Source organism: Rhizobacter sp. P5_C2 (assembly GCF_054049715.1).
In genome coordinates this window covers 30,907-55,806 of sequence record NZ_JBFULV010000003.1, presented here as the reverse complement: position 1 = coordinate 55,806, position 24,900 = coordinate 30,907, and the positions used below count along the sequence as shown (strand labels likewise).

General features: G+C 67.7%; 25 protein-coding genes. 14 read left to right on the top strand and 11 right to left on the bottom strand.

Features of this window, described 5'->3' with window-relative positions; translation table 11 throughout:
• Nucleotides 1-4: 4 nt before the first annotated feature.
• Nucleotides 5-445: a YybH family protein gene (locus ACXJLU_RS01610; RefSeq protein WP_457328764.1), complete on the bottom strand. Its 441-nt coding sequence runs from the start codon at nucleotides 443-445 to the stop codon at nucleotides 5-7.
• 5 nt (nucleotides 446-450) lie between these two features.
• A complete protein-coding gene (locus tag ACXJLU_RS01605; protein ID WP_457328763.1) occupies nucleotides 451-897 on the bottom strand; it encodes a GlcG/HbpS family heme-binding protein in 447 nt (148 codons plus the stop codon).
• A gap of 80 nt (nucleotides 898-977) precedes the next feature.
• On the opposite strand from ACXJLU_RS01605, the gene ACXJLU_RS01600 reads away from it, so the two are divergent.
• Nucleotides 978-1,982 (top strand): LysR family transcriptional regulator, encoded by a 1,005-nt coding sequence (locus ACXJLU_RS01600; protein ID WP_457328762.1) that lies wholly within the window; start codon nucleotides 978-980, stop codon nucleotides 1,980-1,982.
• A 151-nt stretch (nucleotides 1,983-2,133) separates the two neighbouring features.
• A complete protein-coding gene (locus tag ACXJLU_RS01595) occupies nucleotides 2,134-3,729 on the top strand; it encodes a hypothetical protein (RefSeq protein WP_457328761.1) in 1,596 nt (531 codons plus the stop codon).
• Nucleotides 3,730-3,903: 174 nt separating this feature from the next.
• Here ACXJLU_RS01595 and selD read toward each other — a convergent pair whose 3' ends face one another.
• Nucleotides 3,904-4,968, bottom strand: a complete 1,065-nt coding sequence (gene selD / locus ACXJLU_RS01590) for a selenide, water dikinase SelD (RefSeq protein ID WP_457328760.1) — start codon at nucleotides 4,966-4,968, stop codon at nucleotides 3,904-3,906.
• A gap of 39 nt (nucleotides 4,969-5,007) precedes the next feature.
• Here selD and mnmH point away from each other — a divergent pair, with 39 nt between their 5' ends.
• Genes mnmH through phnE form a run of 5 tightly spaced genes read left to right on the top strand, consistent with a single transcriptional unit; the run spans nucleotide 5,008 to nucleotide 9,417 of the window.
• Nucleotides 5,008-6,054: a tRNA 2-selenouridine(34) synthase MnmH gene (gene mnmH / locus ACXJLU_RS01585; protein ID WP_457328759.1), complete on the top strand. Its 1,047-nt coding sequence runs from the start codon at nucleotides 5,008-5,010 to the stop codon at nucleotides 6,052-6,054.
• A gap of 18 nt (nucleotides 6,055-6,072) precedes the next feature.
• Nucleotides 6,073-6,942 (top strand): putative selenate ABC transporter substrate-binding protein, encoded by an 870-nt coding sequence (locus ACXJLU_RS01580; protein WP_457328758.1) that lies wholly within the window; start codon nucleotides 6,073-6,075, stop codon nucleotides 6,940-6,942.
• Nucleotides 6,939-7,766, top strand: coding sequence for a phosphonate ABC transporter ATP-binding protein (locus tag ACXJLU_RS01575; RefSeq protein ID WP_457328757.1), 828 nt, complete (start codon nucleotides 6,939-6,941; stop codon nucleotides 7,764-7,766). The genes ACXJLU_RS01580 and ACXJLU_RS01575 overlap by 4 nt, the downstream gene beginning before the upstream one ends.
• Nucleotides 7,767-7,777: 11 nt before the next feature.
• Nucleotides 7,778-8,605 carry a PhnE/PtxC family ABC transporter permease gene (locus tag ACXJLU_RS01570; protein WP_457328756.1) on the top strand — a complete coding sequence of 276 codons (828 nt, stop codon included), beginning with the start codon at nucleotides 7,778-7,780 and terminating at the stop codon, nucleotides 8,603-8,605.
• Nucleotides 8,602-9,417, top strand: coding sequence for a phosphonate ABC transporter, permease protein PhnE (gene phnE / locus ACXJLU_RS01565; RefSeq protein WP_457328755.1), 816 nt, complete (start codon nucleotides 8,602-8,604; stop codon nucleotides 9,415-9,417). Before ACXJLU_RS01570 ends, phnE begins: the two co-directional genes overlap by 4 nt.
• 13 nt (nucleotides 9,418-9,430) lie before the next feature.
• Here phnE and ACXJLU_RS01560 read toward each other — a convergent pair whose 3' ends face one another.
• The 5 genes from ACXJLU_RS01560 to ACXJLU_RS01540 form a co-directional block, all read right to left on the bottom strand.
• Nucleotides 9,431-10,654 (bottom strand): AGE family epimerase/isomerase, encoded by a 1,224-nt coding sequence (locus tag ACXJLU_RS01560; RefSeq protein WP_457328754.1) that lies wholly within the window; start codon nucleotides 10,652-10,654, stop codon nucleotides 9,431-9,433.
• A 54-nt stretch (nucleotides 10,655-10,708) separates the two neighbouring features.
• Nucleotides 10,709-11,776, bottom strand: a complete 1,068-nt coding sequence (locus tag ACXJLU_RS01555) for an ABC transporter ATP-binding protein (protein WP_457328753.1) — start codon at nucleotides 11,774-11,776, stop codon at nucleotides 10,709-10,711.
• Between the two features lie 28 nt (nucleotides 11,777-11,804).
• Entirely contained in the window at nucleotides 11,805-12,662 is an 858-nt protein-coding gene (locus ACXJLU_RS01550; protein ID WP_457328752.1) for a carbohydrate ABC transporter permease, read from the bottom strand.
• Between the two features lie 22 nt (nucleotides 12,663-12,684).
• Nucleotides 12,685-13,566 carry a carbohydrate ABC transporter permease gene (locus ACXJLU_RS01545; protein WP_073466815.1) on the bottom strand — a complete coding sequence of 294 codons (882 nt, stop codon included), beginning with the start codon at nucleotides 13,564-13,566 and terminating at the stop codon, nucleotides 12,685-12,687.
• Between the two features lie 101 nt (nucleotides 13,567-13,667).
• Complete coding sequence (locus ACXJLU_RS01540) at nucleotides 13,668-14,891, bottom strand: ABC transporter substrate-binding protein (RefSeq protein WP_143171602.1); 1,224 nt, start codon at nucleotides 14,889-14,891, stop codon at nucleotides 13,668-13,670.
• Between the two features lie 196 nt (nucleotides 14,892-15,087).
• Between ACXJLU_RS01540 and ACXJLU_RS01535 the strand changes: the two genes are divergently transcribed.
• The 7 genes from ACXJLU_RS01535 to ACXJLU_RS01505 all read left to right on the top strand — a co-directional run bounded on the left by ACXJLU_RS01535 (nucleotide 15,088) and on the right by ACXJLU_RS01505 (nucleotide 22,625).
• On the top strand, nucleotides 15,088-15,819 hold the full coding sequence (locus ACXJLU_RS01535; RefSeq protein ID WP_457328751.1) for an acetyltransferase domain-containing protein: 732 nt from the start codon (nucleotides 15,088-15,090) through the stop codon (nucleotides 15,817-15,819).
• Nucleotides 15,820-15,976: 157 nt separating this feature from the next.
• The gene (locus ACXJLU_RS01530) at nucleotides 15,977-18,802 is read left to right on the top strand and encodes a response regulator (protein ID WP_457328750.1); all 2,826 of its coding nucleotides are present in this window, start codon (nucleotides 15,977-15,979) and stop codon (nucleotides 18,800-18,802) included.
• Nucleotides 18,799-19,953 carry a sensor histidine kinase gene (locus ACXJLU_RS01525; RefSeq protein WP_457328749.1) on the top strand — a complete coding sequence of 385 codons (1,155 nt, stop codon included), beginning with the start codon at nucleotides 18,799-18,801 and terminating at the stop codon, nucleotides 19,951-19,953. The genes ACXJLU_RS01530 and ACXJLU_RS01525 overlap by 4 nt, the downstream gene beginning before the upstream one ends.
• Before the next feature lie 25 nt (nucleotides 19,954-19,978).
• Nucleotides 19,979-20,341, top strand: a complete 363-nt coding sequence (locus ACXJLU_RS01520) for a response regulator (protein WP_457328748.1) — start codon at nucleotides 19,979-19,981, stop codon at nucleotides 20,339-20,341.
• Between the two features lie 195 nt (nucleotides 20,342-20,536).
• Nucleotides 20,537-21,283 carry a 23S rRNA (guanosine(2251)-2'-O)-methyltransferase RlmB gene (rlmB, locus tag ACXJLU_RS01515; protein ID WP_457328747.1) on the top strand — a complete coding sequence of 249 codons (747 nt, stop codon included), beginning with the start codon at nucleotides 20,537-20,539 and terminating at the stop codon, nucleotides 21,281-21,283.
• Between the two features lie 20 nt (nucleotides 21,284-21,303).
• Nucleotides 21,304-21,930 (top strand): uracil phosphoribosyltransferase, encoded by a 627-nt coding sequence (gene upp / locus ACXJLU_RS01510; protein ID WP_073466808.1) that lies wholly within the window; start codon nucleotides 21,304-21,306, stop codon nucleotides 21,928-21,930.
• A gap of 236 nt (nucleotides 21,931-22,166) precedes the next feature.
• On the top strand, nucleotides 22,167-22,625 hold the full coding sequence (locus ACXJLU_RS01505) for a DUF302 domain-containing protein (RefSeq protein ID WP_457328746.1): 459 nt from the start codon (nucleotides 22,167-22,169) through the stop codon (nucleotides 22,623-22,625).
• A 51-nt stretch (nucleotides 22,626-22,676) separates the two neighbouring features.
• Here ACXJLU_RS01505 and ACXJLU_RS01500 read toward each other — a convergent pair whose 3' ends face one another.
• The 3 genes from ACXJLU_RS01500 to ACXJLU_RS01490 are packed head-to-tail and all read right to left on the bottom strand — an operon-like array spanning nucleotide 22,677 to nucleotide 24,801.
• Nucleotides 22,677-23,213, bottom strand: a complete 537-nt coding sequence (locus tag ACXJLU_RS01500) for a chromate transporter (protein WP_457328745.1) — start codon at nucleotides 23,211-23,213, stop codon at nucleotides 22,677-22,679.
• 11 nt (nucleotides 23,214-23,224) lie between these two features.
• Nucleotides 23,225-23,797, bottom strand: coding sequence for a chromate transporter (locus ACXJLU_RS01495; RefSeq protein WP_073466806.1), 573 nt, complete (start codon nucleotides 23,795-23,797; stop codon nucleotides 23,225-23,227).
• Entirely contained in the window at nucleotides 23,794-24,801 is a 1,008-nt protein-coding gene (locus ACXJLU_RS01490; RefSeq protein ID WP_457328744.1) for a D-2-hydroxyacid dehydrogenase family protein, read from the bottom strand. Before ACXJLU_RS01490 ends, ACXJLU_RS01495 begins: the two co-directional genes overlap by 4 nt.
• Nucleotides 24,802-24,900: the final 99 nt, after the last annotated feature.

The following is a 24,900-nucleotide window of genomic DNA, read 5'->3' as shown; positions in this document are numbered from 1 at the left end:
CTGCTCAGGGTTGCGGCGAAAGGTGCAGGTGGCGCAGCTGCCAGCCGGATGGGGCGCGCGTCCACAGCATCGTGAACGCAAGCCGTGCGGATGCCGGCGCCTTGTCCGGCGCGCCGATACCACCCAGGCGCGTGCCGGTCACGAGGGCGGTGTCGCCGAAGCTCTGCAGCGTCAGGTCGGCGACGCGCAGGTCGATCTGCCTGCCGGACTTGAACAGGCCGTCGAAGGCTTTTGCATCCAGGTGCAGCAGCTCCTTCGACTCCGGCACGGTCTCGGTGAAGCCCTCGGCGGGCAGGTAGCGCGCGACGGCGTCGAGGTCCTTCGCGGTGATCTTCGCGAAGAAATCGGCGGTGGCCGTGGCTGGGTCGGGTTCGGCGCTGGCGGACAGGGCATTGAGCAGCGTCATCGCGAGGGCGATCGACGCGAGGTGGCGACGGGGTGGCATGCGGGTCAGGCCTGCGTGACGTCGAAGCCGACGGCCTTCAGCGCGATCTCGGCCGCCTGCTGGTCCTGCAGCGCGTTGCCGCCGGAGATGCCGATGCCGCCGACGACGCGGCCGTCGTGGACGATCGGGCAGCCACCGCCGACGGCGACCAGCCGCGGCCGGTGCGCGAGCTGCGCGACGACCGGGTCCTTGACGATGTCGCTCCACACATGGGTGCCGAGGCCGAACGACGCAGCCGTCCAGGCCTTGTCGATCGCGACGTCGACGGTCAGGAACGGGGCGCTGTCGGTGCGGTCCAGTGCCTTCAGGTGACCGCCGGCATCGGTGATGGCGATGGTGGCTTCGATGCCGATGTCACGGCAGGCGGCGCGGGCGGCGTCGATGAGGCGCGCCGCTGCTTCGCGGGCGATCGACGTGGACGCAACGGTGAGAGAGGTCTGCGAATGGTTCATGGGGCTTCCAGTGAGTGAGGCTCGAACTCTAGAATTGCAAGCATCGATTGATAAGTCTGCTCAGAAAGTATCAATTTCAAATGAAAGTTGGCAATATCGCGGACTTCGACGTGCTGATCCAGACCGCGCGCGGTGGCTCGCTGACGGCTGCCGCCGCGGCGCTCGGCGTCACGCCGGCGGCGGCCAGTGCGATGCTGAAGCGGCTGGAGGCGCAGCTCGGCACGCGGCTGTTCGAGCGCTCGACGCGCGCGATGCGGCTGACGGCGCAAGGGCAGACGCTGCTCGGCTATGCGACGCGAGCCTTCGAGCTGCTGGCCGAGGGCGAGTCGCAGGTGACGGAAGAGCGCGGTGCGCTGGTCGGCAGCTTGCGCGTCGCCGCGCCTTCGGACCTGACGCGCACGACGCTGCTGCCGTGGTTCAGCGAGTTCCTGGCGGCGCATCCCGGGCTGCAGTTGTCGCTGTCGGTCGGGGATCGCCCGAAGGACGTGGTGCGCGACGATGTCGATGTCGCGTTGCGCTACGGCACGCCGGCCGACTCGGGCCTGGTCGCGCGGCTGCTGGTGCCGTCGCGGCCGGTGCTGTGTGCATCGCCCGACTACCTGCGCCGGCACGCCGCGCCGCAGGTGCCGCAGGACCTGCTGCAGCACAACTGCCTGACCTTCGACCGCGGCGGGCGCAACTTCCGCGGCTGGCGCTTCGGCCGCGACGGCCATTGGGTCGAGGTGCGGGTCAAGGGCGACCGCACCGTCGACGATGCATCGCTGGCCCGCGAATGGGCGGTGGCAGGGGCAGGGGTGCTGCTGAAGTCGCAGATCGACATCCGCGGCGACCTGCTCAGCGGTGCGCTGGTGCCGCTGCTGCCCGAGTGGGAGACCGAGCCTTACCCGCTGCACGCGCTGCTGCCGAGCGGCCGCTTCGTGCCGGGGCGGGTCAGGGCGCTGGTGGATTTCCTGGCGAAGAAGTTCGATGACATGCCCAACGACTCTGTCACCGAACTGAAAGGCATGTTTGGCAAGGCGGCTCGCACCGTGACGCTCGAGGAAATGAACCGGGCGATCAAGGTGCGTGGCACATCGGCCGAATGACGCCTTGCTGAGCCGACACGGAAGCGTCGAGGACAAAAGTCTTTGGAACGCCTTGAGCGCGCGTGCGACTTAGAGGGGGCCATGGAGCCCGGCACAACGCTGGCGAAATGGAAATTCGTCCCGTGAACTGTTGCCCAACAAGGCTGTAGTGATGCAAAAAGTCAGTGATCGACCAATCCACCAGCGGGCTCATTCTGAGCCTCCAAAATCTCCCTTTCGAGAGCGTACCGCCGATTTGCGAAAGGCCGCAAAGAGGCTCAATTCACACATAGGCTACGCATTTCTCAGCGGTAATACCCACAAGGCGAATGCACTTCTGCATTCCCAGGGGGATTTCGACGATGTTGAGAAATTCTCTTATCTTCTGCAGCCTTCGACGCGAGATATGCTCAAGTCGACACTTGGGTCTGACGGTGTTGTCGAGATAAAGGCCTTTCAATGTTTCCTCAGAGGCGAGCGACGTGAGTGGCGCGATGTCGCCGCGTTCGCAAAACAATGGGCAACGAAGTGGAAATATCCAGATGGTCGTAAAGACTTGCAGAAATTTTCATGGGCGGAACATTTGAACAAGGCTGTTCAGGCGTTTCAGAGAATCAGTGAGCCGCAGAAAAATAATGAGCAATTGTCATTTGTCTGGGCGGAGGAGGTGGAACTTGAGACTTCCTCGCGAGAGTTGCCCGTTGATTCCTTGGAGGACGAGGTCCGGCTTCGTTTGGAAAACGCCTCCGCGTCCGAGGCGGGGGTGGTAGATTTGTCGGACATCTCTTGTACAGATCGGCATGCACCTGACATCATGGCCCAACAGGTGTATTTGTTTTCCATCAGCCATCCTGATGCCAAGCTGAAAATCAAGCTTTCAGGTGAGTTCCGCGCCGGATTGTGCCTATATTTCAAACTGCCGCCTGTTGACGGCAAGAAATTCAGTAAAGAGGAAAAGATAGACCAAGCATGGCGGCCGGCGTATTTTGCGGGCGCGGCTGAACGGGGGCGCGGAGGGCGCTGGCGTCCGCGATCGCTGTCAAGCGAGGCTGATTCTGAAACAAGGAAGCGGAAATTCGCGAATCTCGCCGGAGTCGCCAAGGATCTTGCTGTCAGCGCACCTCAGAACGCAGGGCCAGTGGTGAAGTTTCTTATCGATGTCTGCAAGAGAACTGAAGTCAAGGGGGAAATTGAAGACATGGGTAGATCACTGAGTGATGTCTATGACTTGTACGGTGGCACGCTAGCCCTTCAAAAGAGGAACGATGGACTGAGCGAAGAACGGGAAGATATTGCAAGCATGCTTCAGCATGTCATAGAAAATAGCGATTATTCTGCCAGATATGGCGATGCCACTATTGAAAATTCATGGGTGCGACTGGAGAAGTTGCGAGGGGCGATGCTCGGAAATCATGGTTGGGAGGTGTTGAATCCCGCGATGACAGATGATTTAACTCTGAGGAAGCAACAGTTTGACAGTCTTTGCAGATTGACCGGTTACTATATTCATTTTCAACCTGATAATGCAAAGCGGCTGATTCGCGCCTTGTACACTCGATGCAATGCCGAGAAAGATCCCGGCGCGATGAGGAATATTCATTCGACGCTCAAAGCCAGTTGTGAATTGGTTGAGAATTGGTCTCTCCAGGAGGCGGGGAAGGGAAATCCCAAGTACGGGAGGGATCGAAAAAAGATAGTGAAAAATTTGAATGATTTTCTGAAGAAGTCGGATTTCTCGAAAAAGGTGAATAAAGCCCTTCGGCATTGATGATTCGCTACGCCCTTGCGAGGCAGTATCGCGAAAAACCCATTAGCCTGAGCCCCTCGAAGGGTCGGTGCGCATCGAGCGAGGGCTTCGATAGGCTCAGCCCGACCCTTCGACAAGCTCAGGGTGAACGGAGTTTTTTTGCAACCGCCGGGTCCCTTCAAGGACCTCTTGTGCTCAGGGCAAACGGGGTGTGCTGGCTTTGATCTCCAATCGCGGCGACCCCTGCCGCATCCGCCCGATCACCGCAGCTTGCCCAAACCCGGTGGCATGAAATCGCGCCAGCACCTGCGCCGCCGCCTCGGGCGCGCAACTCACCAACAGCCCGCCGCTGGTCTGCGGATCGGTCAGCAGCGCCTGCTGCCACGGCTGCAGCTCGGGCGCGAGCGTCACGTCGGCGCCATACCCGGCCCAGTTGCGCGCCGACGCCCCGGTCGCGATGCCGTTGCGGGCATGAATGGCGGCCGATTCGATCAAGGGCAGCGCGGAGAAGTCCAGCTCGGCCGCGAGGCGTGAGCCCCTGCACACCTCCAGCAAGTGCCCCGCCAACCCGAACCCCGTCACGTCGGTCATCGCATGCACGCCGTCCAGCCCACCCAGCTCGCTGCCCACGCGGTTCAGCTGCGTCGTATGCCGGATCATCTCGGCATACCCCGCCGCATCGAGCAAGCCCTTCTTCAGCGCGGCCGACAGGATGCCGACGCCGAGCGGCTTGCCCAGCACCAGCACGTCGCCATCGCGCGCATCGGCATTGCGGCGCACGCGATCGGGATGCACCAGCCCGAGCGCCACCAGCCCGTAGATCGGCTCCAGCACGTCGATCGAATGGCCGCCGGCGATCGGGATGCCGGCCTCGCGGCAGATGCTCGCGCCGCCTTCGAGGATCGCGCCGATGACGGCCGGCGGCAGTTTGTCGAGCGGCATGCCGACCAGCGCGAGCGCCATGATGGGCGTGCCACCCATCGCGTAGATGTCGGAGATCGCATTCGTCGCCGCGATGCGGCCGAAGTCGCGCGGGTCGTCGACAATCGGCGTGAAGAAGTCGGTGGTGGCCACCAGCGCCTGCTGATCGTTCAGCCGGTACACCGCCGCGTCGTCGGCGGTCTCGGTGCCCACCATCAGCTCGGGCGGCACCAGGCCCTGCGGCGCGCGCGCGAGGATGTCGGCCAGCACGCCGGGTGCGATCTTGCAGCCGCAGCCACCGCCATGCGAGAAGGAAGTGAGTCGAATGGGTTCGGTCATCGTTGAAGTGTCGATCAAAAGAAGACTGAAGGCACGCCCGTGAGCCACAAGCCCACCACCGTCGAGGACCTGTCCGCCTTCAGCGTGCTGATCGACGTGCGCACGCCGGCCGAGTACGCGCTCGACCACATCCCCGGTGCGATCAACTGCCCGGTGCTCAGCGACGACGAGCGCCGCATCGTCGGCACGACCTACGTGCAGGTGTCGGCCTTCGAGGCCCGCAAGATCGGCGGCGCGATGGTGGCGCGCAACATCGCCGACCACCTCGACCTGCTGATGCGCGACAAGCCGCGCGACTGGCGCCCGCTGCTCTACTGCTGGCGCGGCGGCATGCGCAGCGGCAGCTTCGTCCACTGGCTGCGGCTGGTCGGCTGGGATGCACAGCAGCTGAAGGGCGGCTACAAGTCGTGGCGCGCGCATGTGATCAGCGAACTCGCCACGCGCGCACCGGCGCTGCCGCTGCGCGTGCTCTGCGGCCCGACCGGTAGCGCGAAGACGCGCGTGCTGCACGCTTTGGCAGAGCAGGGCGAGCAGGTGCTCGACCTCGAGGCGCTGGCCGCCCACCGCGGCTCGGTGCTCGGCGACCTGCCCGGCACCGAACAGCCGTCGCAGAAGGGCTTCGAGACGCAGCTGCTGCACGCGCTCGACGCGCTCGATCCGACGCGCCGCATCTGGGTCGAGGCCGAGAGCCGCCGCATCGGCCGGCTCACCGTGCCCGAGCCGCTGCTGCAGCGCCTGCGCGCGAGCCCGATCGTCGAGATCGCCGCGACGCGCGAGGCCCGGCTCGCCTACCTGCTGCGCGACTACGCCTGGCTGGGCGACGACCCGCAGCGCCTGGCCGACAAGCTCGGCGGCCTGCGCGAACTGCTGCCGAAAGAGACGCTCGCGAGCTGGCAGGCCTGGGCGCTGCAGCGCGAGCTGCCGCCCTTGTTCGAGGCGCTGATGGCCCAGCATTACGATCCGCTCTACGCCCGCTCGCAAGGGCGGCAGCTCGAACGCATCGGCCAGGCGCAGCGCGTCGAGGCCGACGACCTCTCTCCCGACGGCATCGCGGCACTCGCGCGGCGCATCGCCTCCCTTTCTTGAACCCCCTGGATCCCACCGATGAAACGCTCGCTCCACCACCTGTTCGCCACCGTCTCGCTCGCGCTGATCGCCGGTACCGCCGCGGCGCAGACCGCCACGCCCGGCGTGCTGCGCGTCACCGCGATCCCCGATGAATCGCCGACCGAGCTGGCGCGCAAGTTCGCGCCGCTCGGCAAGTACCTCGAAGCGAAGCTCGGCATGAAGGTCGAGTGGACGCCGGTGACCGACTACGCCGCGGCCGTCGAGACGGTGGTCAACCGCAAGATCGACCTGGCCTGGTTCGGCGGCTTCACCTTCGTGCAGGCTAGCGTGCGCTCGAACGGCAAGGTGATCCCGCTGGTGCAGCGCGAGGAAGACGAGCGCTTCCGCTCGGTCTTCATCACCGATGCGCAGAGCGGCATCGCGAAGCTCGAAGACCTGAAGGGCAAGACGTTGAGCTTCGGCTCGGCCTCGAGCACCTCGGGCCACCTGATGCCGCGCAGCTTCCTGCTGGCCGCGAAGATCAACCCCGACGCCGACCTGAAGCGCGTCAGCTTCTCCGGCGCGCACGACGCGACGATCGCGGCGGTGGCGAGCGGCAAGGTCGATGCCGGCGCGCTGAACATCTCGGTGTGGGAGAAGTTCGTTGCCGACAAGAAGGTCGACACCAGCCAGGTGAAGGTGTTCTTCACGACGCCGGCCTACTACGACTACAACTGGACGGTGCATGCCGACATGCCGGCCGAGCTGCGCAACAAGATCCAGCAGGCCTTCCTCGCGCTCGACCCGGCCACGCCGGAAGGCAAGGAAATCCTGGGCCTGCAGCGCGCGACCCGCTTCATTGCGACCAAGCCCGAGAACTACGTCGGCATCAAGGCCGCGGCAGAGAACGCCGGCCTGCTGAAGTGAACGAAGCTGCAGCGGCCGTCGAGCTGCGCGCGCTGTCGGCCCCGGCGGCACCGGGCGTGCCGGGCCTCGCGCTGCGCGGGCTTGACCTGCGCATCGCGGCGGGCGAGCAGGTCGCGGTGATCGGAGCCTCGGGTGCCGGCAAGACCAGCCTGCTGATGGCGCTTGCCTGCGCGGTGCGGCCGGCGGGCGGCAGCGTCTCGCTGTTCGGCCGCGATCCGTGGGCGATGCCGACGCGCGAACTGCGCCGGCTGCGCGGCCGCTTGTTCCTCGCGCCGCAGGTGCCGCCGCTGCCACCGCGCCAGCGCGTCGTGACGGCGGTGCTGGCCGGGCGGCTGCCGGCGATGGGGTTGCTGCAGAGCCTGCGCACGCTGTGGAGCCCGCACGATGCCGGGCTCGCGCAGGCGGCGCTGGCCGAAGTGGGCCTGGCCGACAAGCTGTGGCTGCGCGTCGACCGCCTGTCGGGTGGCGAGCGGCAGCGCGTCGGGCTGGCGCGCGCGCTGGTGTCGCAGGCAAGCCTGTGGCTGGTCGACGAGCCCTTGTCGGCGCTGGACCCGACCCGTGCGCGCGGCGTGATCGATGCGCTGCTCGGTGCCGCGCGGCGCGACGGCCGCACGCTGGTCTGCAGCCTGCACCAGGTCGACGTGGCGCGCGAGCGCTTCGAACGCATCGTCGAGCTGCGTGCCGGCGTCTGCGTGTACGACGGCCCGGCGGCCGGGCTGGACGATGCCGCCTTGCGCGAGCTGTACGCCGGCGAGCTGCCGGGGGCCGCACCGGCCGATCCGCTGCCGGTCCCCGACGCGTTGCCCGAAAGCATGTGCCGGTGATGGCGCAGGCCATGCGTTCGACCGGTGCCGCGTTGCACGACCCGGCGCTGCTGCGCAGGGTGTCGTGGCTGCTGGTGGTGGCGGTGCTCGCGTGGCCGGTGCTGGTGTGGACCGAGTTCAATCCGGCAACCTTGCTGGAGGCGCGCAGCCTGCGCGCGACCTGGAAGTTCGTCGCCGATTTCGTGCCACCGAAGCACGATGCCGATTTCCTGGCCGAGCTGCTGCGCGAGACTTGGCGCACCGTCGCGATCGCGACGGCGGGCCTGGCGCTCGCGTGGCTGCTGGCGGTGCCGCTGGCGCTGCTGTCGACCGCGCGCCTGTCCCTCAGCGGCCTGGCCGCGAGCATGGGCCCGCTGCCGACGGCGTTGCGGCAGGCGGTGCGCTGGGTGCTGGTGGTGCTGCGCTCGATTCCCGAACTGGTCTGGGCGCTGCTGTTCGTGCGGGCCGTGGGCCTCGGGCCGACCTCGGGCGTGCTGGCGATCGCGATCACCTACGGCGGCATGCTCGGCAAGGTGTATGCGGACATCCTGGAAAGCAGCGACCCTGCGGCCACGCAGGCGCTGCTGCGCAACGGCAGCGGGCGGCTGCAGGCCTTGCTGTTCGGCGCGCTGCCGGAGTGCGCCGGCGAGCTGGTCAGCTACACGGTGTACCGCTGGGAGTGCGCGATCCGCTCGTCGGTGGTGCTCGGCTTCGTCGGCGCGGGCGGGCTGGGCCAACTGCTCGACAGCGCCACGAAGGTGTTCGCCGGCAGTGAAGTGAGCGCCATCCTGCTGGTGTTCGTTGGGCTGGTGTGGTTGAGCGACCGCGTGAGCGCGGTGTTGCGGCGGGTGATGGGATGAAGGCGATGAGCGAGACCAGCGTGCTGCCACCCCCGACCTCGTCGCGCCGCCGCGGGCTGCTGGTGCTGGCCGGCGTGCTGGCACTGGTGGTGGCCAGTTTCGCGACGCTCGACCTGCACTGGCGCGAGTTCCTCGCGCCGGCCGAGCTGGCGAAGCTGGCGTCGTTCGGCGCGAGCTTCTTTCCGCCGGAGACGGCTCCTGCGTTCCTGCGCCGCACGCTGGTCGCGGCGGGCGAGACGCTGGCGATGTCCTTGCTCGGCACGGTGCTCGCGGCAGGGGTCGGCCTGTGCGTGGCCTTGCCGGCGAGTGCGCGTGGGGGAGCCGCGGCGCGCGCGGTGCATGGCGCTGCGCGCCTGCTGCTGAACGCGCTGCGTTCGATCCCCGAGCTGGTGTGGGCCTCGCTGCTGCTGATCGCGGCCGGGCTGGGCCCGTTCCCCGGCACCTTGGCGCTGGCCTTGCACACCACCGGCGTGCTGGGCCGCCTGTTCGCCGAGAGCATCGAGAACGCGGCCGCCGGCCCGGCGCTGGCGCTGCGTGTGCGCGGCACCGGTCGCGTGCGCGTCTTCCTGTGGGCGACCTTGCCGCAGGTGCTGCCGCAACTGCTGTCGTACAGCCTGTACCGCTGGGAGAACAACATCCGTGCCGCCGCAGTGCTGGGCGTGGTGGGCGCCGGCGGCCTGGGCCAGATGCTGTACTTCCACCTCGGCCTGTTCCAGATGCACGAGACCTGCACGGTGCTGCTCGCGATGATCGCGCTGGTGGCCGTCGTCGATGCCTTGTCGTATGCCGCGCGGCGGGCGCTGAGGTCGTAGCCCGCAGGCCCCATCACCCGCCAAGCGCCAGCAGCACCTCGTAGCACGCGCCCATCGTGTGGTAATCGGTCTTGCCGGCCGGGCTCTTCTCGTCGCTGTACTTCCGGTTGTCGTGCGTCAGGATCCTGTACCACGCCCCATGCTCGTGGTCGACGAAGTGCGCCCAGCTGTGGTCCCAGATGCGGTCGTACCAATCCCAGTACCCGCCTTCGCCGGTGCGCACCGCCAGGCACGCCGCAGCCGCCAGCGTCTCGGCCTGCACCCAGGAATGCTTGTCGGTGTCGCAGACGCTGAAGTCCGGCGCGAAGCCATGGAACAGCCCCCCGTGCTTCGCATCCCAGGTGTGCTGCGTCGACGCCGCAAAGAGTTCGCGCGCCCGCGGCAGCAGCCAGTCGCTCGGCCGGTGCCGGTCCAGGATCAGCAGCAGCTTCGCCCACTCGGCGTGGTGCCCCGGCTGGAAGCCCCACGGCCGGAAGGGGTTGCTCTTGTCGTCACTGTCGTTGCCACTGCCGTGCTCCCGGTCGATCGACCAGTCGAGCCGGTAGTGCTCCCAGACCAGCCCGTGCGCCAACGCCGCCAGCCGCTGCGTCACCGAGCGCGCCAGCGTCTCGGCCCGGTCGAGAAACCGCTCGTCGCCGGTGGCCTCGAAGGCCGCCAGCATCGCCTCGCAGGCGTGCATGTTCGTGTTCTGCCCGCGGTACGGCGCGAGCTTCCAGTCGGCGCTCGCCTCGTTGGCGTACAGCCCGTGCGCTGGCTCCCAGAAGTGCTGCTCCATCAGCCCGAAGGTCTCGTGCAGGCCGAGCCGGGCGTCCTCGATGCCGGCCATCAAGGCCTGCGCATGCGCCAGCAGCACGAACGCCAGGCCATAGCAGTGGTTGGTTGCGTCGAGCACGTCGCGCTCGCCATAGTTGCCGCCGGCGCCGTGCCAGCGCACCTGCCAGGCGTAGCCGCCAGTGTCGGCGTCGCGGTGCGCATCGCGCAGGAAGCGCAGCCCGTGGCGCGTGGCCTCGCGCCACTCCGGCCGCCCGAAATGCCGCGCCGCCATCGCATGGTTGAACACGAAGCGCGCGCTGCTGACGAGGTGGCGCGTCTCGCGGTCGTAGACCGTGCCGTCGTCCTTGAAGAAGTGGTAGAAGCCGCCGCTCGGGTCGCGGCTGCGGCCCTCGTAGAACGACATCGTGTGGAGGATGTGCCGGCGCAGGAAGTCGGGTGAGCGGAAGTCGATGATCGGTGTCATGCACTGCCTCCTCGCTTCGTCCCTGCGGACGGTGACTACCTCACCCCATGGTCTTCAACCCACCACGCGCTGCTCGCTCTTCGCGTCGAACAGGTGCGCGTCTTCCGGCTGCCAGCGCAGGTGCACGCTGTCGCCCACATGCTGGTGCACCTTGCCGGCCACGCGCGCGGTCAGCTTGCCGACGGCCGTCTCGACCATCGCGTAGGTTTCCGGCCCGGTCGGCTCCAGCATGCTGATCGTGCCCGGCAGGCCCTGGTCGTCGAACGACAGGCTCTCCGGCCGCAGCCCGTAGCTGATGCCCGCACCGTTGGTGGACTGCAGCGCGCCGCGCTGCGCATCGTTCAGCAGCAGCGGAACGCCCTGCGCGGCCAGGCCGTCGGCCGCGCGCTGGCTGTCGATGATGTTCATCGCCGGCGAGCCGATGAACTCGGCCACGAAGCGGGTCGCCGGGCGCGAGTAGATGTCGTCGGGCGTACCGAACTGCTGCACCAGGCCGTCGCGCATCACCGCGATGCGGTCGCCCAGCGTCATCGCCTCGACCTGGTCGTGCGTCACGTAGACGGTGGTGGTCTTGGTGCGCTGGTGCAGCAGCTTGATCTCGGCGCGCATCTCGACGCGCAGCTTGGCATCCAGGTTCGACAGCGGCTCATCGAACAGGAACAGCTTCGGGTTGCGCGCGAGCGCCCGGCCCATCGCGACGCGCTGGCGCTGGCCGCCCGACAGCTGGCCCGGCTTGCGGTCGAGCAGGTGCTCGATCTGCAGCATCTTCGAGACGCGCTGGATCGCCTCCTGGCGCTGCGCCTTCGGCACGTTGCGCATCTCCAGCCCGAACGCGATGTTCTGCCCGACGTTCATGTTCGGGTACAGCGCGTAGCTCTGGAACACCATCGCGATGTCGCGGTCCTTGGGCAGCGCGTAGGTCACGTCGCGGTCGGCGATGTGGATGCTGCCCGAGGTCGGAGTGTCCAGCCCGGCGATCATCGACAGCAGCGTGCTCTTGCCGCAGCCGGACGGGCCGACCAGGATCAGGAACTCGCCGTTCTCGACCTCGATGTCGATGCCCTTGAGGATCTCCACCGGGCCGTAGCTCTTGCGGACGTTGCGAATTGAAAGTGCACCCATGACGTTTTCTCTTTGAAGCCCGGGCCGGTCAGCCCTTGACGGCGCCGGCGGTGAGGCCGCGCACGAAGTATTTGCCTGCGACGATGTAGACGAACAGCGTCGGCAGCGCGGCGATCATCGCGGCCGCCATGTCGACGTTGTATTCCTTCACCGCGCTCGAGGTGTTGGCCAGGTTGTTCAGGCCGACGGTGATCGGCTTGGACGCACCGCCCGAGAACACCACGCCGAACAGGAAGTCGTTCCAGATGTTCGTGAACTGCCAGATCAGCGTGACGACCACGATCGGCGTCGACAGCGGCAGCACGATGCGCCAGAAGATGCGCCAGAAGCCCGCGCCGTCCAGCATCGCCGCCTTGATCAGCTCGTCGGGCAGGCCGACGTAGTAGTTGCGAAAGAACAGCGTCGTCGACGGCAGGCCGGCGATGATGTGCACCGCCACCAGCCCCCAGATCGAGCTCGCGATGCCGAACCAGCCCAGCACCTGCGACATCGGCAGCAGCACCACCTGCAGCGGCATGAACATGCCGAACAGCATCATCGCGAACATGAACTCGCTGCCGCGGAAGCGCCACTTGCTCAGCACGTAGCCGTTGATCGCGCCGAGCGAGGTCGACACCGCCACCGCCGGCAGCACCATCAGCACCGAGTTGAAGAAGAACGGCCTCAGGCCGCCGCAGTCGATGCCGGTGCAGGCGGTCGACCAGGCCTTGGCCCAGGACGCGAAGCTGGGCGCGGAGGGCAGCGACAGCAGGTTGCCCTCGCGCACCTCGTTCATGTCCTTCAGCGAGGTCGTGAGCATCACGTACATCGGCATCAGGAAGACCACCGCGAACAGCAGCAGCACGGACCACAGCGCCGCGCGGTGCCAGTTGAATTTGTTTCCCATGTCTTGTTCTCTCAGCGCCCGCTCAGCGCTTGACGCGCAGTTCCGAATACAGGTAGGGCACGACCAGCGCCGCCACGGTGGCCAGCATGACCGTGGCCGATGCCGCGCCCAGGCCGATCTGGCCGCGCGAGAACGCCATCGTGTACATGAAGGTGGCGGGCATGTCGGTCGCGTAGCCGGGGCCGCCGGCGGTCAGCGCCATCACCAGGTCGAAGCTCTTGATCGCCAGGTGGCTCAGCACCATCAGCGTGCTGAAGAAGACCGGCCGCAGGCTCGGGATGATGATGCGCCAGTAGATGCGGGGCAGGCTCGCGCCGTCGATCTGCGCGGCCTTCAGGATCGAGTCGTCGATGCCGCGCAGGCCGGCCAGGAACAGCGCCATCACGAAGCCGGCGCTCTGCCAGACGCCCGCGATGACCACGGTGTAGATCGCCATGTCGGGGTCGATCAGCCAGCTGAAATGGAAGTTCTCGAAGCCCCAGCCCTGCAGGACCTTCTCGAGGCCGAGACCGGGGTTCAGGATCCACTTCCACGCGGTGCCGGTGACGATGAAGCTCAGCGCCATCGGGTAGAGGTAGACGGTGCGCAGCACGCCTTCGACGCGGATCTTCTGGTCGAGCAGGATCGCCAGCAGCAGGCCGATGGCCATGCCGAAGAAGATGAACAGGCTGCCGAAGATGCCGAGGTTCTTCAGCGCGACCCACCAGCGTTCGCTCGCGAACAGGTTGGTGTACTGCTCCAGCCCGATGAATTCGTAGTTGGGCAGCAGGCGCGAGGCCGACAGCGAGAGGTAGCCGTTCCACGCGATCAGGCCGTAGATGAAGAAGAAGGCCAGCAGGAACGACGGAGCGACGACCAGCTTGGGCATCCACTGGCTGAGGCGAACAGAGGCGGAGGATTTCATGGGCAGGCCAACCGGGGGCGAGACGCGAATGGTGCGCCATCCCCGTGCAACAGGAAGACGGCGCCCGAGTGGGCGCCGTCCGAGGCAGGGCTAAAGCCTGATTACTTCGTCTTGGCAGCAGCGACCAGGCGGTCCTGAGCCTGGGCGGACGTGATCTTGTCGTCGTTCCAGAACTGCGACACCACGTCCTTGATCGCGCCTTCGGCAGCCGAAGGAACGGCCATGCCGTGGGCGATCGACGGCACCAGCGTGCCGGCCTTCGAGGTCGACACGAAGTCGGCTGCCGAGGTCTTCGCGCAATCGTCGAACTTCTTCAGGTCCATGCCCAGGCGAACCGGGATCGAGCCCTTGTTCAGGTTGAACACTTCCTGGAATTCCGGCGACATGATCGCGGTGGCCAGGTCCTGCTGGGCCTTCTGGTTGGCCGGATCCTTCAGCTTGAACAGCGCGAAGCTGTCGACGTTGTAGGTGTACGACTTCGCGGTGCCGGGGGCGGCCACGCAGGTGAAGTCCTTGCCCGGGACCTTGCCGGCGGCCAGGAACTCGCCCTTGGCCCAGTCGCCCATGATCTGCATGCCGGCCTCGCCCTTGATCACCATCGCGGTGGCCAGGTTCCAGTCACGGCCCGGAGCGTTCTTGTCGGTGTAGCCCTTGACCTTGCGGAAGGTCGTCAGCACCTTGTCCATCGTCGCGCTCTTCAGCGAGCCGGCGTCGAGCTGCACCAGTGCCTTCTTGTAGAAGTCCGCACCGCCGACGCCCAGGGCGACCGCCTCGAACGTGGTGAAGTCCTGCCAGTTCTGGCCGCCGTGGGCGATCGGGATGATGCCGGCCTTCTTCAGCGCTTCAGCGGCGACGAAGAACTCGTCCCACGTGGTCGGCACCTTGGCGCCGGCCTTCTTGAAGGCTTCCGGGTTGGCCCACAGCCAGTTCACGCGGTGCACGTTGACCGGCGCGGCAACGTAGTGGCCCTGGTACTTCAGGCCGTCGGCGATGGCCTTGGGCAGCAGGTCGTCCCACTTGTTGGCCTTGGCGACGTCGTCCATGTTGGCGAGCACGCCTTCCTTGGCCCATTCCTGGATCGACGGGCCCTTGATCTGCGCCGCAGCCGGGGCATTGCCCGACACCACACGCGACTTCAGCACCGTCATCGCCGAATCGCCACCGCCACCGGCGACCGCGAAGTCCTTCCAGGTGTGGCCCTTCGATTGCATCGTGGCCTTCAGCTCGGCAGCCGCCTTGGCTTCGCCGCCCGAGGTCCACCAGTGCAGGACTTCCACCTCACCGGCTTGCGCCAGCGTGGCAGTCATCAGGCCGGCGGCCATCATCGCGAGGCTCAAGCCGCGCACGGTACGTTGGGAAATCGACATGCATGTCTCCTGGGGTCAGAGTTATGGAGCCTGACGTATCAAGCGGTGGCGATGTTAATGTTTCATTAATGTCCTAACAATAGAACATGAACCTAGGACTTTCCCGGGGTTGCCCGCTGGCTCGTGCGGTCGGCTCTTGCACAATCCCGAGCCCATGAACCTGCCTTCCCGCCCGCCTGCTTCCCGGTTCGACCGCCTCGACGCGCTGCGCGCGGTCGCCATCCTGTGGATGGCCGCGTTCCACTTCTGCTTCGACCTGAACTACTACCACTTCATCCGGCAGAGCTTCACGTCGGATCCGTTCTGGCTCACCCAGCGCACCTGCATCGTCACGCTGTTCCTGTTCTGCGCCGGCTTCGGGCAGGCGATCGCGTGGGAGCAGGGCCAGGGCTGGCCGCGCTTCTGGCGCCGCTGGGCGCAGGTGGCGGGCTGTGCGCTGCTGGTCAGCGCGGGCTCGACCCTGATGTTCCCGCGCAGCTTCATCTACTTCGGCGTGCTGCACGGCATCGCGGTGATGCTGATCGTCACGCGCGTCACCGCGAATGCCGGCCGCTGGCTGTGGCTGCTGGGCGCGCTGGCGATCGCGCTGCCGCGGCTGCTGCAGCACCCGTGGTTCGACACCCGGCTCACCAACTGGATCGGCCTGATCACGCACAAGCCGGTGACCGAGGACTACGTGCCGGTGCTGCCGTGGATCGGCGTGATGTGGTGGGGCCTGGCCGCCGGCCAATGGGTGCTCGCGAACCGCCGCGAGTGGGTCACCGGCGCGTTGCCGAAGGCCTTGCACCCGTTCGCGGTGCTCGGGCGCTGGTCGCTGAGCTTCTACATGCTCCACCAGCCGGTGCTGATCGGCCTGCTGCTGGCGGTGACGATGCTGCGCCGCTGACCTGCGCTCGCGCCGACGAAACGCCGCAACCTGTGATACACCGGTGACTCGCTCTTCGCCGCATCGGTCGGCGGGATGGTCACGATGGTCCAACGACGTCGTCCGATGACCTCCGGTAGTCGAGGAGGCTCTCGAGAAGGCGCGCATCGGAGAACGGATGACGCGTTTGTCGGTTCAGCAGCTCGCGACCGCGGGCTTTCTGGTGGCGGTGGCCGCCATCCTCAGCCTCGCGGCCATCGGATGGAACTTCGCGCGCCAGACGCTCGAGGCCTCGGCCTTCGTGAGCCACACGCAGCAGGTGATCAGCGTGACCTCCGACATCCAGTCGGACATCTACCGCAGCGAGGCCGCGCAGCGTGCCTTCATCGCGAGCGGCAACCGGGTCTACCTCGAGGAGCGTGACGCCACGCTGGCCGTGATCGACGCCGGGCTGCGCCAGTTCGCGTGGCTCACCGCCGACAACCCGCAGCAGCAGACGCGGGTGTCGGAGCTGCGCGGTGAGATCGCGGCGCGCGTGCAGATCTTCCACGAGAACGAGGCGCGCTTGCCCAGCGAGACGCCGCAGTCGCTCGACGAACGGGTCGCGCGCGGCGTGCGGCGCCTGGACCGCGTCCGCGCGCTGCTGGACCAGATCAACACCGAGGAACGGCGGCTGCTCGCCGAGCGCGAGGGCGTCGAAGACCAGCGCTCGCAATCCACGGTCACCACCTTCGTCGTGTTCCTGGTCGCGCTGGTGCTGCTGTTGGGCGTGATCGCCTGGCGGCTGCGGCTCGACTGGGCCGCGCGCCAGCGCGCCGAGCAGGCGGTCGCCGAAGAGCGCCGCTACGACGCCTTGCACGCCCGCGCATTGACGCTCTACAACGCGCAGTCCACGCGCGAGGTGGTGCTGGCCGAGACGCTGGCGCTGATCGGCGAGAACCCGCTGTTTCCGGTGGCCGTGTTCTACGAGCACGAGGAATGGGGCGGCGTGCTGCGCACGGTGGCCCGGCACAACGCGCCGGCCGACCTGAAGAGCGTGCTGCGCATCGACGACGGCGCGGTCGGCGCGGTGGCGCGCAGCGGCAAGCCGGCGTATTTCGACCGCTTCGACGAAGCGAGCGGGCTGCGCATCGAGACCGGCCTGGCGACGCTGCACCCGGCCGCGCTGCTGATCTCCCCAGTCAGCTACCAGGGGCGCCTGATCGGCGTGCTCGCGCTGGCCGCGTCGGCGCCGCTGTCGACGCGCGACCGCGGCTTCATCGAGCGGCTGTGCGCGCAGTTCGCGGTGGCGCTGCACAACCTCGGCCAGCTGCAGGAGCTGAACCTGCTGGCCGAGCAGTTGCGCGTGCGCGGCGAAGACATCCAGATCAAGAACGCCGAGCTCGAGAAGGCCAACCGCATGAAGAGCGAGTTCCTGGCCAACATGTCGCACGAGCTGCGCACGCCGCTGAACGCGGTGATCGGCTTTTCGGGCCTGATGAAGGACGGCCTGGCCGGCGAGATGAACGCCGAGCAGCTGGAGTACACCAACGACATCCACGTCAGCGGCCGGCACCTGCTGAGCCTGATCAACGACATCCTCGACCTGTCGAAGGTCGAGTCGGGGCACATGCCGCTCGAGCTGGGTGTGGCCGAGCCGTCGCACGTCATGACGAGCGCGGTCTCGCTGATGCGCGAGAAGGCGTCGACGCAGCGCCTGCGGCTGAACGCGGTGTGCGCGCCCGACCTCGGCAGCCTGCAGCTGGACCTGCGCAAGTCCAAGCAGATCGTCTTCAACCTGCTGTCGAACGCGATCAAGTTCACGCCCGAAGGCGGCGTCGTCACGCTGGCGATGAAGCGTGTCGCGCGCGCCGACGTCGACGGCGTGCTGGAGGCGCAGGACACGCGCGTCTTCCGGCCGTCCGAACGCACGCTGCCGTCGTTCCTGGAGATCCGCATCGAGGATTCCGGCATCGGCATCGCACCCGACGGCATCACGCGGCTGTTCCAGCCCTTCGTGCAGATCGATTCGTCGCTGTCGCGCGAGTACGAGGGCACCGGCCTCGGGCTGATGATGGTCAAGCGCCTGGTCGAGCTGCACGGCGGCGGGCTGATGCTGCGCAGCACGCCGAACGTCGGCACCACCTTCGTGGTCTGGCTGCCGTGGCGGCCGGCGGGCGACGACGCGGAGCGCGCGTTGCGCGAGCAGGCGCCGCCCGAGCCGGTCGTGCTGCCGCCGCCGAACGGCAAGCCGCGCGAGATCGACCCCGATGCGCCGCTGATCCTGGTCGTCGAGGACGACCCGCGCACCGCGACGCTGATGCGCGCCCAGCTCGAATCCAACGGCTACCGCGTCGAGGTCGCGCGCAGCGCCGAAGAAGGGCTGGCGCGGGCCGCGGCCTTGCTGCCGGCCGCGCTGGTGCTCGACATCATCCTGCCCGGCCGCGACGGCTGGGAGCTGCTGTCGCAGCTGAAGGAGCAGGCGCAGACCGGGCACATCCCGGTCGTCATCGTGTCGATCACCGCCGAGGCGCGGCGCGGCTTCGCGCTCGGTGCGTCGCAGGTGCTGACCAAGCCGGTCTCGAAGGACGACCTGCTGGCCGCGCTGGCGGCGGTCGGGTTGGAAGGGCAGCTGCCGGGGGCGCGCGTGCTGGTGGTCGACGACGATCCGAAGGCCGTCACGCTGGTCGGCAAGCACCTGCAGTCGGCCGGCTTCGTGCCGATGCTGGCCTACAGCGGCCGCGAGGCGCTGGAGGTGGTGCGCCAGCAGCGGCCGGCGCTGATCGTGCTCGACCTGATGATGCCGCAGCTGTCGGGCTTCGACGTGATCGAGGCGCTGCGCGGGCGCAGCGACACCGCCGACATCCCGATCATCGTGCTGACCGCCAAGCTGCTGACGGTGCAGGATCGCGCGCTGCTGAGCGGGCGCGTGCAGCAGGTGATGGAGAAATCCGAGTTCCAGCCGGCCAGCCTGCTGGCCGAGGTGAAGCGGGCGCTGGCCAAGGGACGGCCGCGACGGGCATGACGATGGACCACGGTGCCACCCCGTCGATCCTGGTCGTCGACGACAACCCGGCCAACCTGAGGCTGTACCGCGCGACGCTGCAGGACATGGGGGCCGAGATCCACACCGTCGACAGCGGCGAGGCGGCACTCGAGCGCTTCGCGCAACGCTCGTGGGCGATGGTGCTGCTGGACGTGCACCTGGCCGGCATCAGCGGCTTCGACGTGGCGCGGCGCCTGCGCGAGCTGCCGGGCGGTGCCGACGTGCCGATCGTGTTCGTCTCGGCGATCTACACCCACGAGGCCGACACCTTCGCCGGCTACCGCATCGGCGCGGTCGACTACATCCTGTCGCCGATCGTGCCGGAGATCCTGCGCGCCAAGGTGGCGGTGTTCGTGCGCCTGCACCGCATGCGCCGCGAGACCGAGGCGCAGGCGATCGCGATGGAGCGGGCCTACCGCGAGCTGCGCAGCGCGCATGCCGAGATGGAGGCGTTCAGCTATTCGGTGTCGCACGACCTGCGCACGCCGCTCGGGCAGATCGCCGGCTTCGCGCAGCTGCTGCAGCAGGGCCACGGGCATTCGCTCGATGCCAAGGGCCAGGGTTTCCTGGGCCACATCCAGGGCGCGGCCCAGCGCATGAACCGCTTGATCGACGACATGCTGGTGCTGGCGCGCATGTCGCGCACCGAGATGCAATCCGCGCCGGTCGACCTGGCGGCGATGGCCGGCGAGATCGTCGGCGAGCTCGCGCAGGCGCAGCCGCAGCGCCAGGTGGCGTGGCGCCACGATGACGACCTGACGGTGCAGGGCGACCCGGGGCTGCTGCGCGTCGCGTTGTCGAACCTGCTGGGCAATGCGTGGAAGTACAGCGCCGGGGCCGACGCGCCGCAGATCGAGTTGCGGCGCGCCGGCACGGTGGGCGATGCGGCGTTCTGCGTGCGCGACAACGGCGCCGGCTTCGACGCCGCGGCGGCCGGCGAGCGGCTGTTCCGGCCGTTCCAGCGCTTCCACCCCGGGTCGCAGTTCCCCGGCAACGGCGTGGGCCTGGCGATTGCCCAGCGGGTCGTGACCAAGCACGGCGGGCGCATCTGGGCCGAATCGGCACCGGGCCGGGGCGCCACCTTCTATTTCACGCTGCCGCCGCTGCCGGCGACTCAAGAACACGCCTGACAAGGGCACAAGGCGAGGAAAAACCATGGCACGCATCCTGGTCGTCGAAGACAACGCACAGAACCGCAAGCTCGCGCAGCTGGTGCTGCAGAAGGGCGGGCACGAGGTGCTGTGCGCCGAGGGCGGCGAGGAGGGCGTGCGGCTGGCCCGCGAGCACCTGCCCGACCTGGTGCTGATGGACATCCAGATGCCCGGCATGGACGGCCTGGAGGCGACGCGGCTGCTGCGGGCCGGGGCGACGACGGCGGGGCTTAAGATCATCGCGCTGACGGCGCTGGCGATGAAGGGCGACGAGGAGCGCATCCTGCGGTCCGGCTTCGACGCCTACCTGGCCAAGCCCTTCGACTACGCCGAGCTGGTCGGCCTGGTGCAGCGCCACCTCGCCTGAGAGGGTGAGAGCAAATCCGCCATGCCCGCTCACCCTGCCCAAACACGCCCACTCTGCGTTGCAAATGCTCGCCGTAGCCCGAGCTACGGCTGCGCTTTGCGCCTTGATTGGACGCGTTTGGACAGGCTGCTCGGGCACGCCGGATTCACTCTCACCCTCTGACGCGCCGCACGGCGCTGGCCGTACCATCGCGCCATGAGCAACAAGATCCTGTTCGGCTTCCACGCCGTCACCGTGCGGCTGAAGACCGCGCCCAAGTCCATCCTCGAGATCCACGTCGACCCGAGCCGCCGCGACCAGCGCATGCGGCAGTTCGTCGAGCGGGCGACCGAGGCCGGCGCCAAGCTGATCGACAGCGACGACGATCGCCTGCAGAAGCTGTGCGGCTCGCACCGCCACCAGGGCGTTGTCGCGCGGGTCGAGGCGATGGCGATGAGCCATTCGCTGGACGACACGCTCGACGCCGTCGAAGAGGTCCCGCTGCTGCTGGTGCTCGACGGCATCACCGACCCGCACAACCTGGGCGCCTGCCTGCGGGTGGCCGATGGCGCCGGCGCGCATGCGGTGATCGCACCCAAGGACCATGCGGTCGGCATCAACGCCACCGTGTCCAAGGTCGCCAGCGGCGCGGCCGACACGGTGCCCTACTTCATGGTCACCAACCTGGCACGGACCTTGAATGAGCTGAAGGAACGCGACATCCTGATCGTCGGCACGTCGGATGACGCACCGCAATCGTTGTACGACATCGACCTGACCGGCCCGGTCGCGCTGGTGCTCGGCGCCGAAGGCAGCGGCATGCGCCAGCTGACGAGCAAGACCTGCGACGTGCTGGTGCGGCTGCCGATGCGCGGTGCGGTCGAGAGCCTGAACGTCTCGGTGGCCAGCGGCATCTGCCTGTACGAGGCGGGGCGTCAGCGGATGAAGCAAGCAGCCGACTGATCCGCGCACCGGAGCACGCCATGCCGACCATTGCCGTCAACCACCCGCTCGTGCGACACAAGATCGGCCTGCTGCGCGAGGCCGACATCTCGACCAAGAAGTTCCGCGAGCTGACCCACGAGCTGGCGCGGCTACTCGCCTACGAGGCCACGGCCGACTGGCCGTTGACCAAGACGACGATCGAATGCTGGAGCGGCCCGGTCGAGATCGACCAGATCAGCGGCCGCAAGGTGACGGTGGTGCCGATCCTGCGGGCCGGCCTCGGCATGCTCGATGGCGTGCTCGACATGATTCCGAACGCGAAGATCAGCGTCGTCGGGCTGTCGCGCAACCACGAGACGCTGCAGCCGGAGCACTACTTCGAGAAGTTCGTCGGCCACCTCGACGAGCGCACCGCGCTGATCGTCGACCCGATGCTGGCCACCGCCGGCTCGATGATCGCGACCATCGACCTGCTGAAGCGTCGCGGCTGCACCGACATCCGCGCGCTGGTGCTGGTGGCCGCGCCGGAGGGCGTCGCTGCACTGCAGCAAGCCCACCCCGACGTGCGCTGCTGGACGGCGTCGATCGACAGCCACCTGAACGAGCTGGGCTACATCATCCCGGGCCTCGGCGACGCCGGCGACAAGATCTTCGGGACCAAGTGAATTCGCGGCCTGCAGCGTGCTGCAGTGCCGCATGAATGTTCGTTGGATATCCCTATTGCTCGGGGGCCGTTCACCAAAGCGTCACCGCTTCAGGCCACACTCTGCGTTCGTGCTGAGCACGGTGTGACGGTCGCGACACCGTCGTTAACTGTGGAGCGACGTTGAGTGACATTCAGACCCTTGAAGGACCGCTGTTCGAACCCTATCGTCTGTCGGTGACCCGAGGGAGACCCCCGATGAAGAGCCCGTTTCGTTTCTGGATGACCGGTGGCATTGCGATGATCGTCGCAGCCCTGGGTGGTTCGCGCGCCTTTGGTGCCGAGGAGCGGCTGACGCGAGCGAGCGTCAGCCGGTTCGGCGTGACCGAGACGGTGCAGCGCATCGAAGCCTGCGCCGAGCGGCATGGCATGCCGGTGCTGGTGCGGCTGCAGCAGAGCGTCGGCGAGGACAACGATCGCCAGCGCTTGGTGATCGTCTTCGAATCGACGCAAGGCGGCACGCCGGTGCTGATGACCAGTTCCGATGCGTCGCCCGACCTGCTGCTGCGCGTGGTGGTGCAGCGCGGTGCGAACGGCAGCACCGAGGTGATGTGGCGCGGCGCGGCGCTCGACGAACTGCCAGAAGGGCTGTCGCCGGAGCTGCTGCACGACCTGGCTGATTTGCCGGCGCTGGTGGCTGAAGCGCTGGCCGCGTAGCCCGGATGCAAATCCGGGGATCGCCGTTCACTTCGACGGCGGCCCCCAGGTTCAGATCCAGCCGAGCGCGCCGACCACCGCGCCGAGCGCGACCAGCCACAGCGGGCTCAGCCGCGTCATCAACATCACCACGACCGTCACGCCGATCAGCACGATCGCCGCCGGCCGGTCGCGCACCGGATCGGCCAGGATCCAGCCGGTGGCCAGCAGCAGGCCGAGCGTCAGCGGCGCGAGGCCGGTCTTGAACGCCCGCACGCCCAGCGTGTCGCGCCGCGAATGGCTCCAGCGCGTCGCCCACAGCGCGAGCGTGGTCGACGGCAGCATGATGCCCAGCAGCGTCGCCGCCGCGCCCGCGAGGCCCGCCGCATTGAAACCGAGCACCGCGACGAACAGCACGTTCGGTCCCGGCGCCGCCTGCGCCAGCGCGACCGACGCGGTGAACAGGTCGTCGCTCAGCCAGTGCCGCTCGCCGACCACGTAACGGTGCATGTCGGGCGCGGTGGTGATCGCGCCGCCGACCGCCAGCAGGCTCAGCATCAGGAAGTGGCTGAACAGCGCGAGCAGGTCGCCGATGCTCAAGCCATGCATGCCCAGTTCAGTCACTTGCGCAGCCTCCACCAGGCGGCCGCGATGCCCAGCGAGCCCAGCCCCGCGAGCACCCAGATCAGCGACCAGCGCATCAGCGCCACCATCACGAAGGTGCAGGCGCCGATCGCGAGGCTGAGCGGCAGGCCCATCTCGTTGCGCTTCAGGCTGACGGCGAGCTTCAGGCCGGTCGCGATGATCAGCCCCGCCGACACCGCCCCCATGCCGCGCAACGCGCCGCTGACCAGCGGGTGCTGCGCCGCCCGCGCGTACAGCGCGGCCAGCACCAGCACGATGACGAGCGGCGCGAGCATCATGCCGGCCAGCGCGGTGAATGCGCCGCGCAGGCCGAAGAAGCGGTCGCCGATCATCAGCGACAGGTTCACGATGTTCGGCCCCGGCAGCACCTGGGCGACCGACAGGATCTCGACGAACTCGTCGCGGTCGAGCCAGCGCTCGCGCTCCACCAGTTCGCGCTGCGCGACGGCCAGCACGCCGCCGAAGCCCTGCAGCGCGAGCCGGTTGAAGACGCGGAACAGCTCGCCGAGCGAGCCCGGCTGGCGCAGCGCGGGCAGCGGTTCGCTCAACGGATGACTCGCAGCGCTTCGGGGTTCACCAGTTTCGTCGGCGTGCCGTTGATGAAGTTCACGACGTTGTCGAAGGCCGCGCTGAAGTACAGCTCGTAGCTGTCCTGCTCGACATAGCCGATGTGCGGCGTGCACACCGCGTTCTCGAGCCGCAGCAGCGGGTGGCCCTGCAGGATCGGCTCGCTCTCGAACACGTCGACCGCCGCCATGCCGGGGCGACCGCGGTTCAGCGCCGACACCAGCGCGCCTTCTTCGACCAGCTCGGCGCGCGAGGTGTTGACCAGCAGCGCGGTCGGCTTCATGCGGGCGAGGTCGTCGGCACCGACGATGCCGCGGGTCTCGTCGACCAGCCGCAGGTGCAGCGACAGCACGTCGCAGGTCTCGAAGAAGGCCTCGCGCGATTCGGCGGCCTGGTGACCGTCGGCCCGCGCCTTCTCGCGCGAGGCTTCGCTGCCCCAGACGATGACGTTCATGCCGAAGGCCCGGCCGTAGCCGGCGACCATCTGCCCGATCTTGCCGTAGCCCCACAGGCCGAGCGTCTTGCCCTTCAGCACCATGCCGAGCCCGAAGTTCGGCGGCATCGAGGCCGATTTCAGGCCCGACTGCTGCCACGCGCCGTGCTTCAGGTTGCCGATGTACTGCGGCAGCCGGCGCATCGCCGACATGATCAGCGCCCAGGTCAGCTCGGCCGGCGCGACCGGCGAGCCGACCCCTTCGGCCACCGCGATGCCCAGCCGCGTGCAGGTCTCGAGATCGATGTGCGAGCCGACGCGGCCGGTTTGCGAGATCAGCTTCAGCTTCGGCAGCTTTTCGAGCAGCTGGCGCGGGAACTGGGTGCGTTCGCGGATCAGCACCAGCACTTCGGCGTCGCGCAGGCGCACCGCCAGCTGGCCGATGCCCTTGACGGTGTTGGTGAACACCTTGGCATTCAGCTGCTCCAGGCGCTGGGCGCACTTGAGCTTGCGGACCGCATCTTGGTAGTCGTCGAGGATGATGATGTTCACGGCTTTGATTGTGCATGCTCGGCGGGGCGCGGCCACCCCATGCCGGCACGGTGCAGCCAGGAAGGCTAGCATCCGCCCCCACACCCCAAACCCGGAGAC

Bases quoted from the DNA above. Each gene is read 5' to 3' on its own strand.
- ACXJLU_RS01530 (WP_457328750.1), top strand. From the start codon at position 15,977: ATGACGCGTTTGTCGGTTCAGCAGCTCGCGACCGCGGGCTTTCTGGTG.
- upp (WP_073466808.1), top strand. From the start codon at position 21,304: ATGCCGACCATTGCCGTCAACCACCCGCTCGTGCGACACAAGATCGGC.
- ACXJLU_RS01595 (WP_457328761.1), top strand. From the start codon at position 2,134: ATGCAAAAAGTCAGTGATCGACCAATCCACCAGCGGGCTCATTCTGAG.
- ACXJLU_RS01550 (WP_457328752.1), bottom strand. From the start codon at position 12,662: ATGGGAAACAAATTCAACTGGCACCGCGCGGCGCTGTGGTCCGTGCTG.
- ACXJLU_RS01580 (WP_457328758.1), top strand. From the start codon at position 6,073: ATGAAACGCTCGCTCCACCACCTGTTCGCCACCGTCTCGCTCGCGCTG.
- ACXJLU_RS01535 (WP_457328751.1), top strand. From the start codon at position 15,088: ATGAACCTGCCTTCCCGCCCGCCTGCTTCCCGGTTCGACCGCCTCGAC.
- phnE (WP_457328755.1), top strand. From the start codon at position 8,602: ATGAAGGCGATGAGCGAGACCAGCGTGCTGCCACCCCCGACCTCGTCG.
- ACXJLU_RS01525 (WP_457328749.1), top strand. From the start codon at position 18,799: ATGACGATGGACCACGGTGCCACCCCGTCGATCCTGGTCGTCGACGAC.
- ACXJLU_RS01540 (WP_143171602.1), bottom strand. From the start codon at position 14,891: ATGATGGCCGCCGGCCTGATGACTGCCACGCTGGCGCAAGCCGGTGAG.
- ACXJLU_RS01555 (WP_457328753.1), bottom strand. From the start codon at position 11,776: ATGGGTGCACTTTCAATTCGCAACGTCCGCAAGAGCTACGGCCCGGTG.
- ACXJLU_RS01605 (WP_457328763.1), bottom strand. From the start codon at position 897: ATGAACCATTCGCAGACCTCTCTCACCGTTGCGTCCACGTCGATCGCC.
- ACXJLU_RS01505 (WP_457328746.1), top strand. From the start codon at position 22,167: ATGAAGAGCCCGTTTCGTTTCTGGATGACCGGTGGCATTGCGATGATC.
- ACXJLU_RS01520 (WP_457328748.1), top strand. From the start codon at position 19,979: ATGGCACGCATCCTGGTCGTCGAAGACAACGCACAGAACCGCAAGCTC.
- ACXJLU_RS01610 (WP_457328764.1), bottom strand. From the start codon at position 445: ATGCCACCCCGTCGCCACCTCGCGTCGATCGCCCTCGCGATGACGCTG.
- ACXJLU_RS01560 (WP_457328754.1), bottom strand. From the start codon at position 10,654: ATGACACCGATCATCGACTTCCGCTCACCCGACTTCCTGCGCCGGCAC.
- ACXJLU_RS01570 (WP_457328756.1), top strand. From the start codon at position 7,778: ATGCGTTCGACCGGTGCCGCGTTGCACGACCCGGCGCTGCTGCGCAGG.
- selD (WP_457328760.1), bottom strand. From the start codon at position 4,968: ATGACCGAACCCATTCGACTCACTTCCTTCTCGCATGGCGGTGGCTGC.
- ACXJLU_RS01500 (WP_457328745.1), bottom strand. From the start codon at position 23,213: ATGCATGGCTTGAGCATCGGCGACCTGCTCGCGCTGTTCAGCCACTTC.
- ACXJLU_RS01600 (WP_457328762.1), top strand. From the start codon at position 978: ATGAAAGTTGGCAATATCGCGGACTTCGACGTGCTGATCCAGACCGCG.
- rlmB (WP_457328747.1), top strand. From the start codon at position 20,537: ATGAGCAACAAGATCCTGTTCGGCTTCCACGCCGTCACCGTGCGGCTG.
- ACXJLU_RS01545 (WP_073466815.1), bottom strand. From the start codon at position 13,566: ATGAAATCCTCCGCCTCTGTTCGCCTCAGCCAGTGGATGCCCAAGCTG.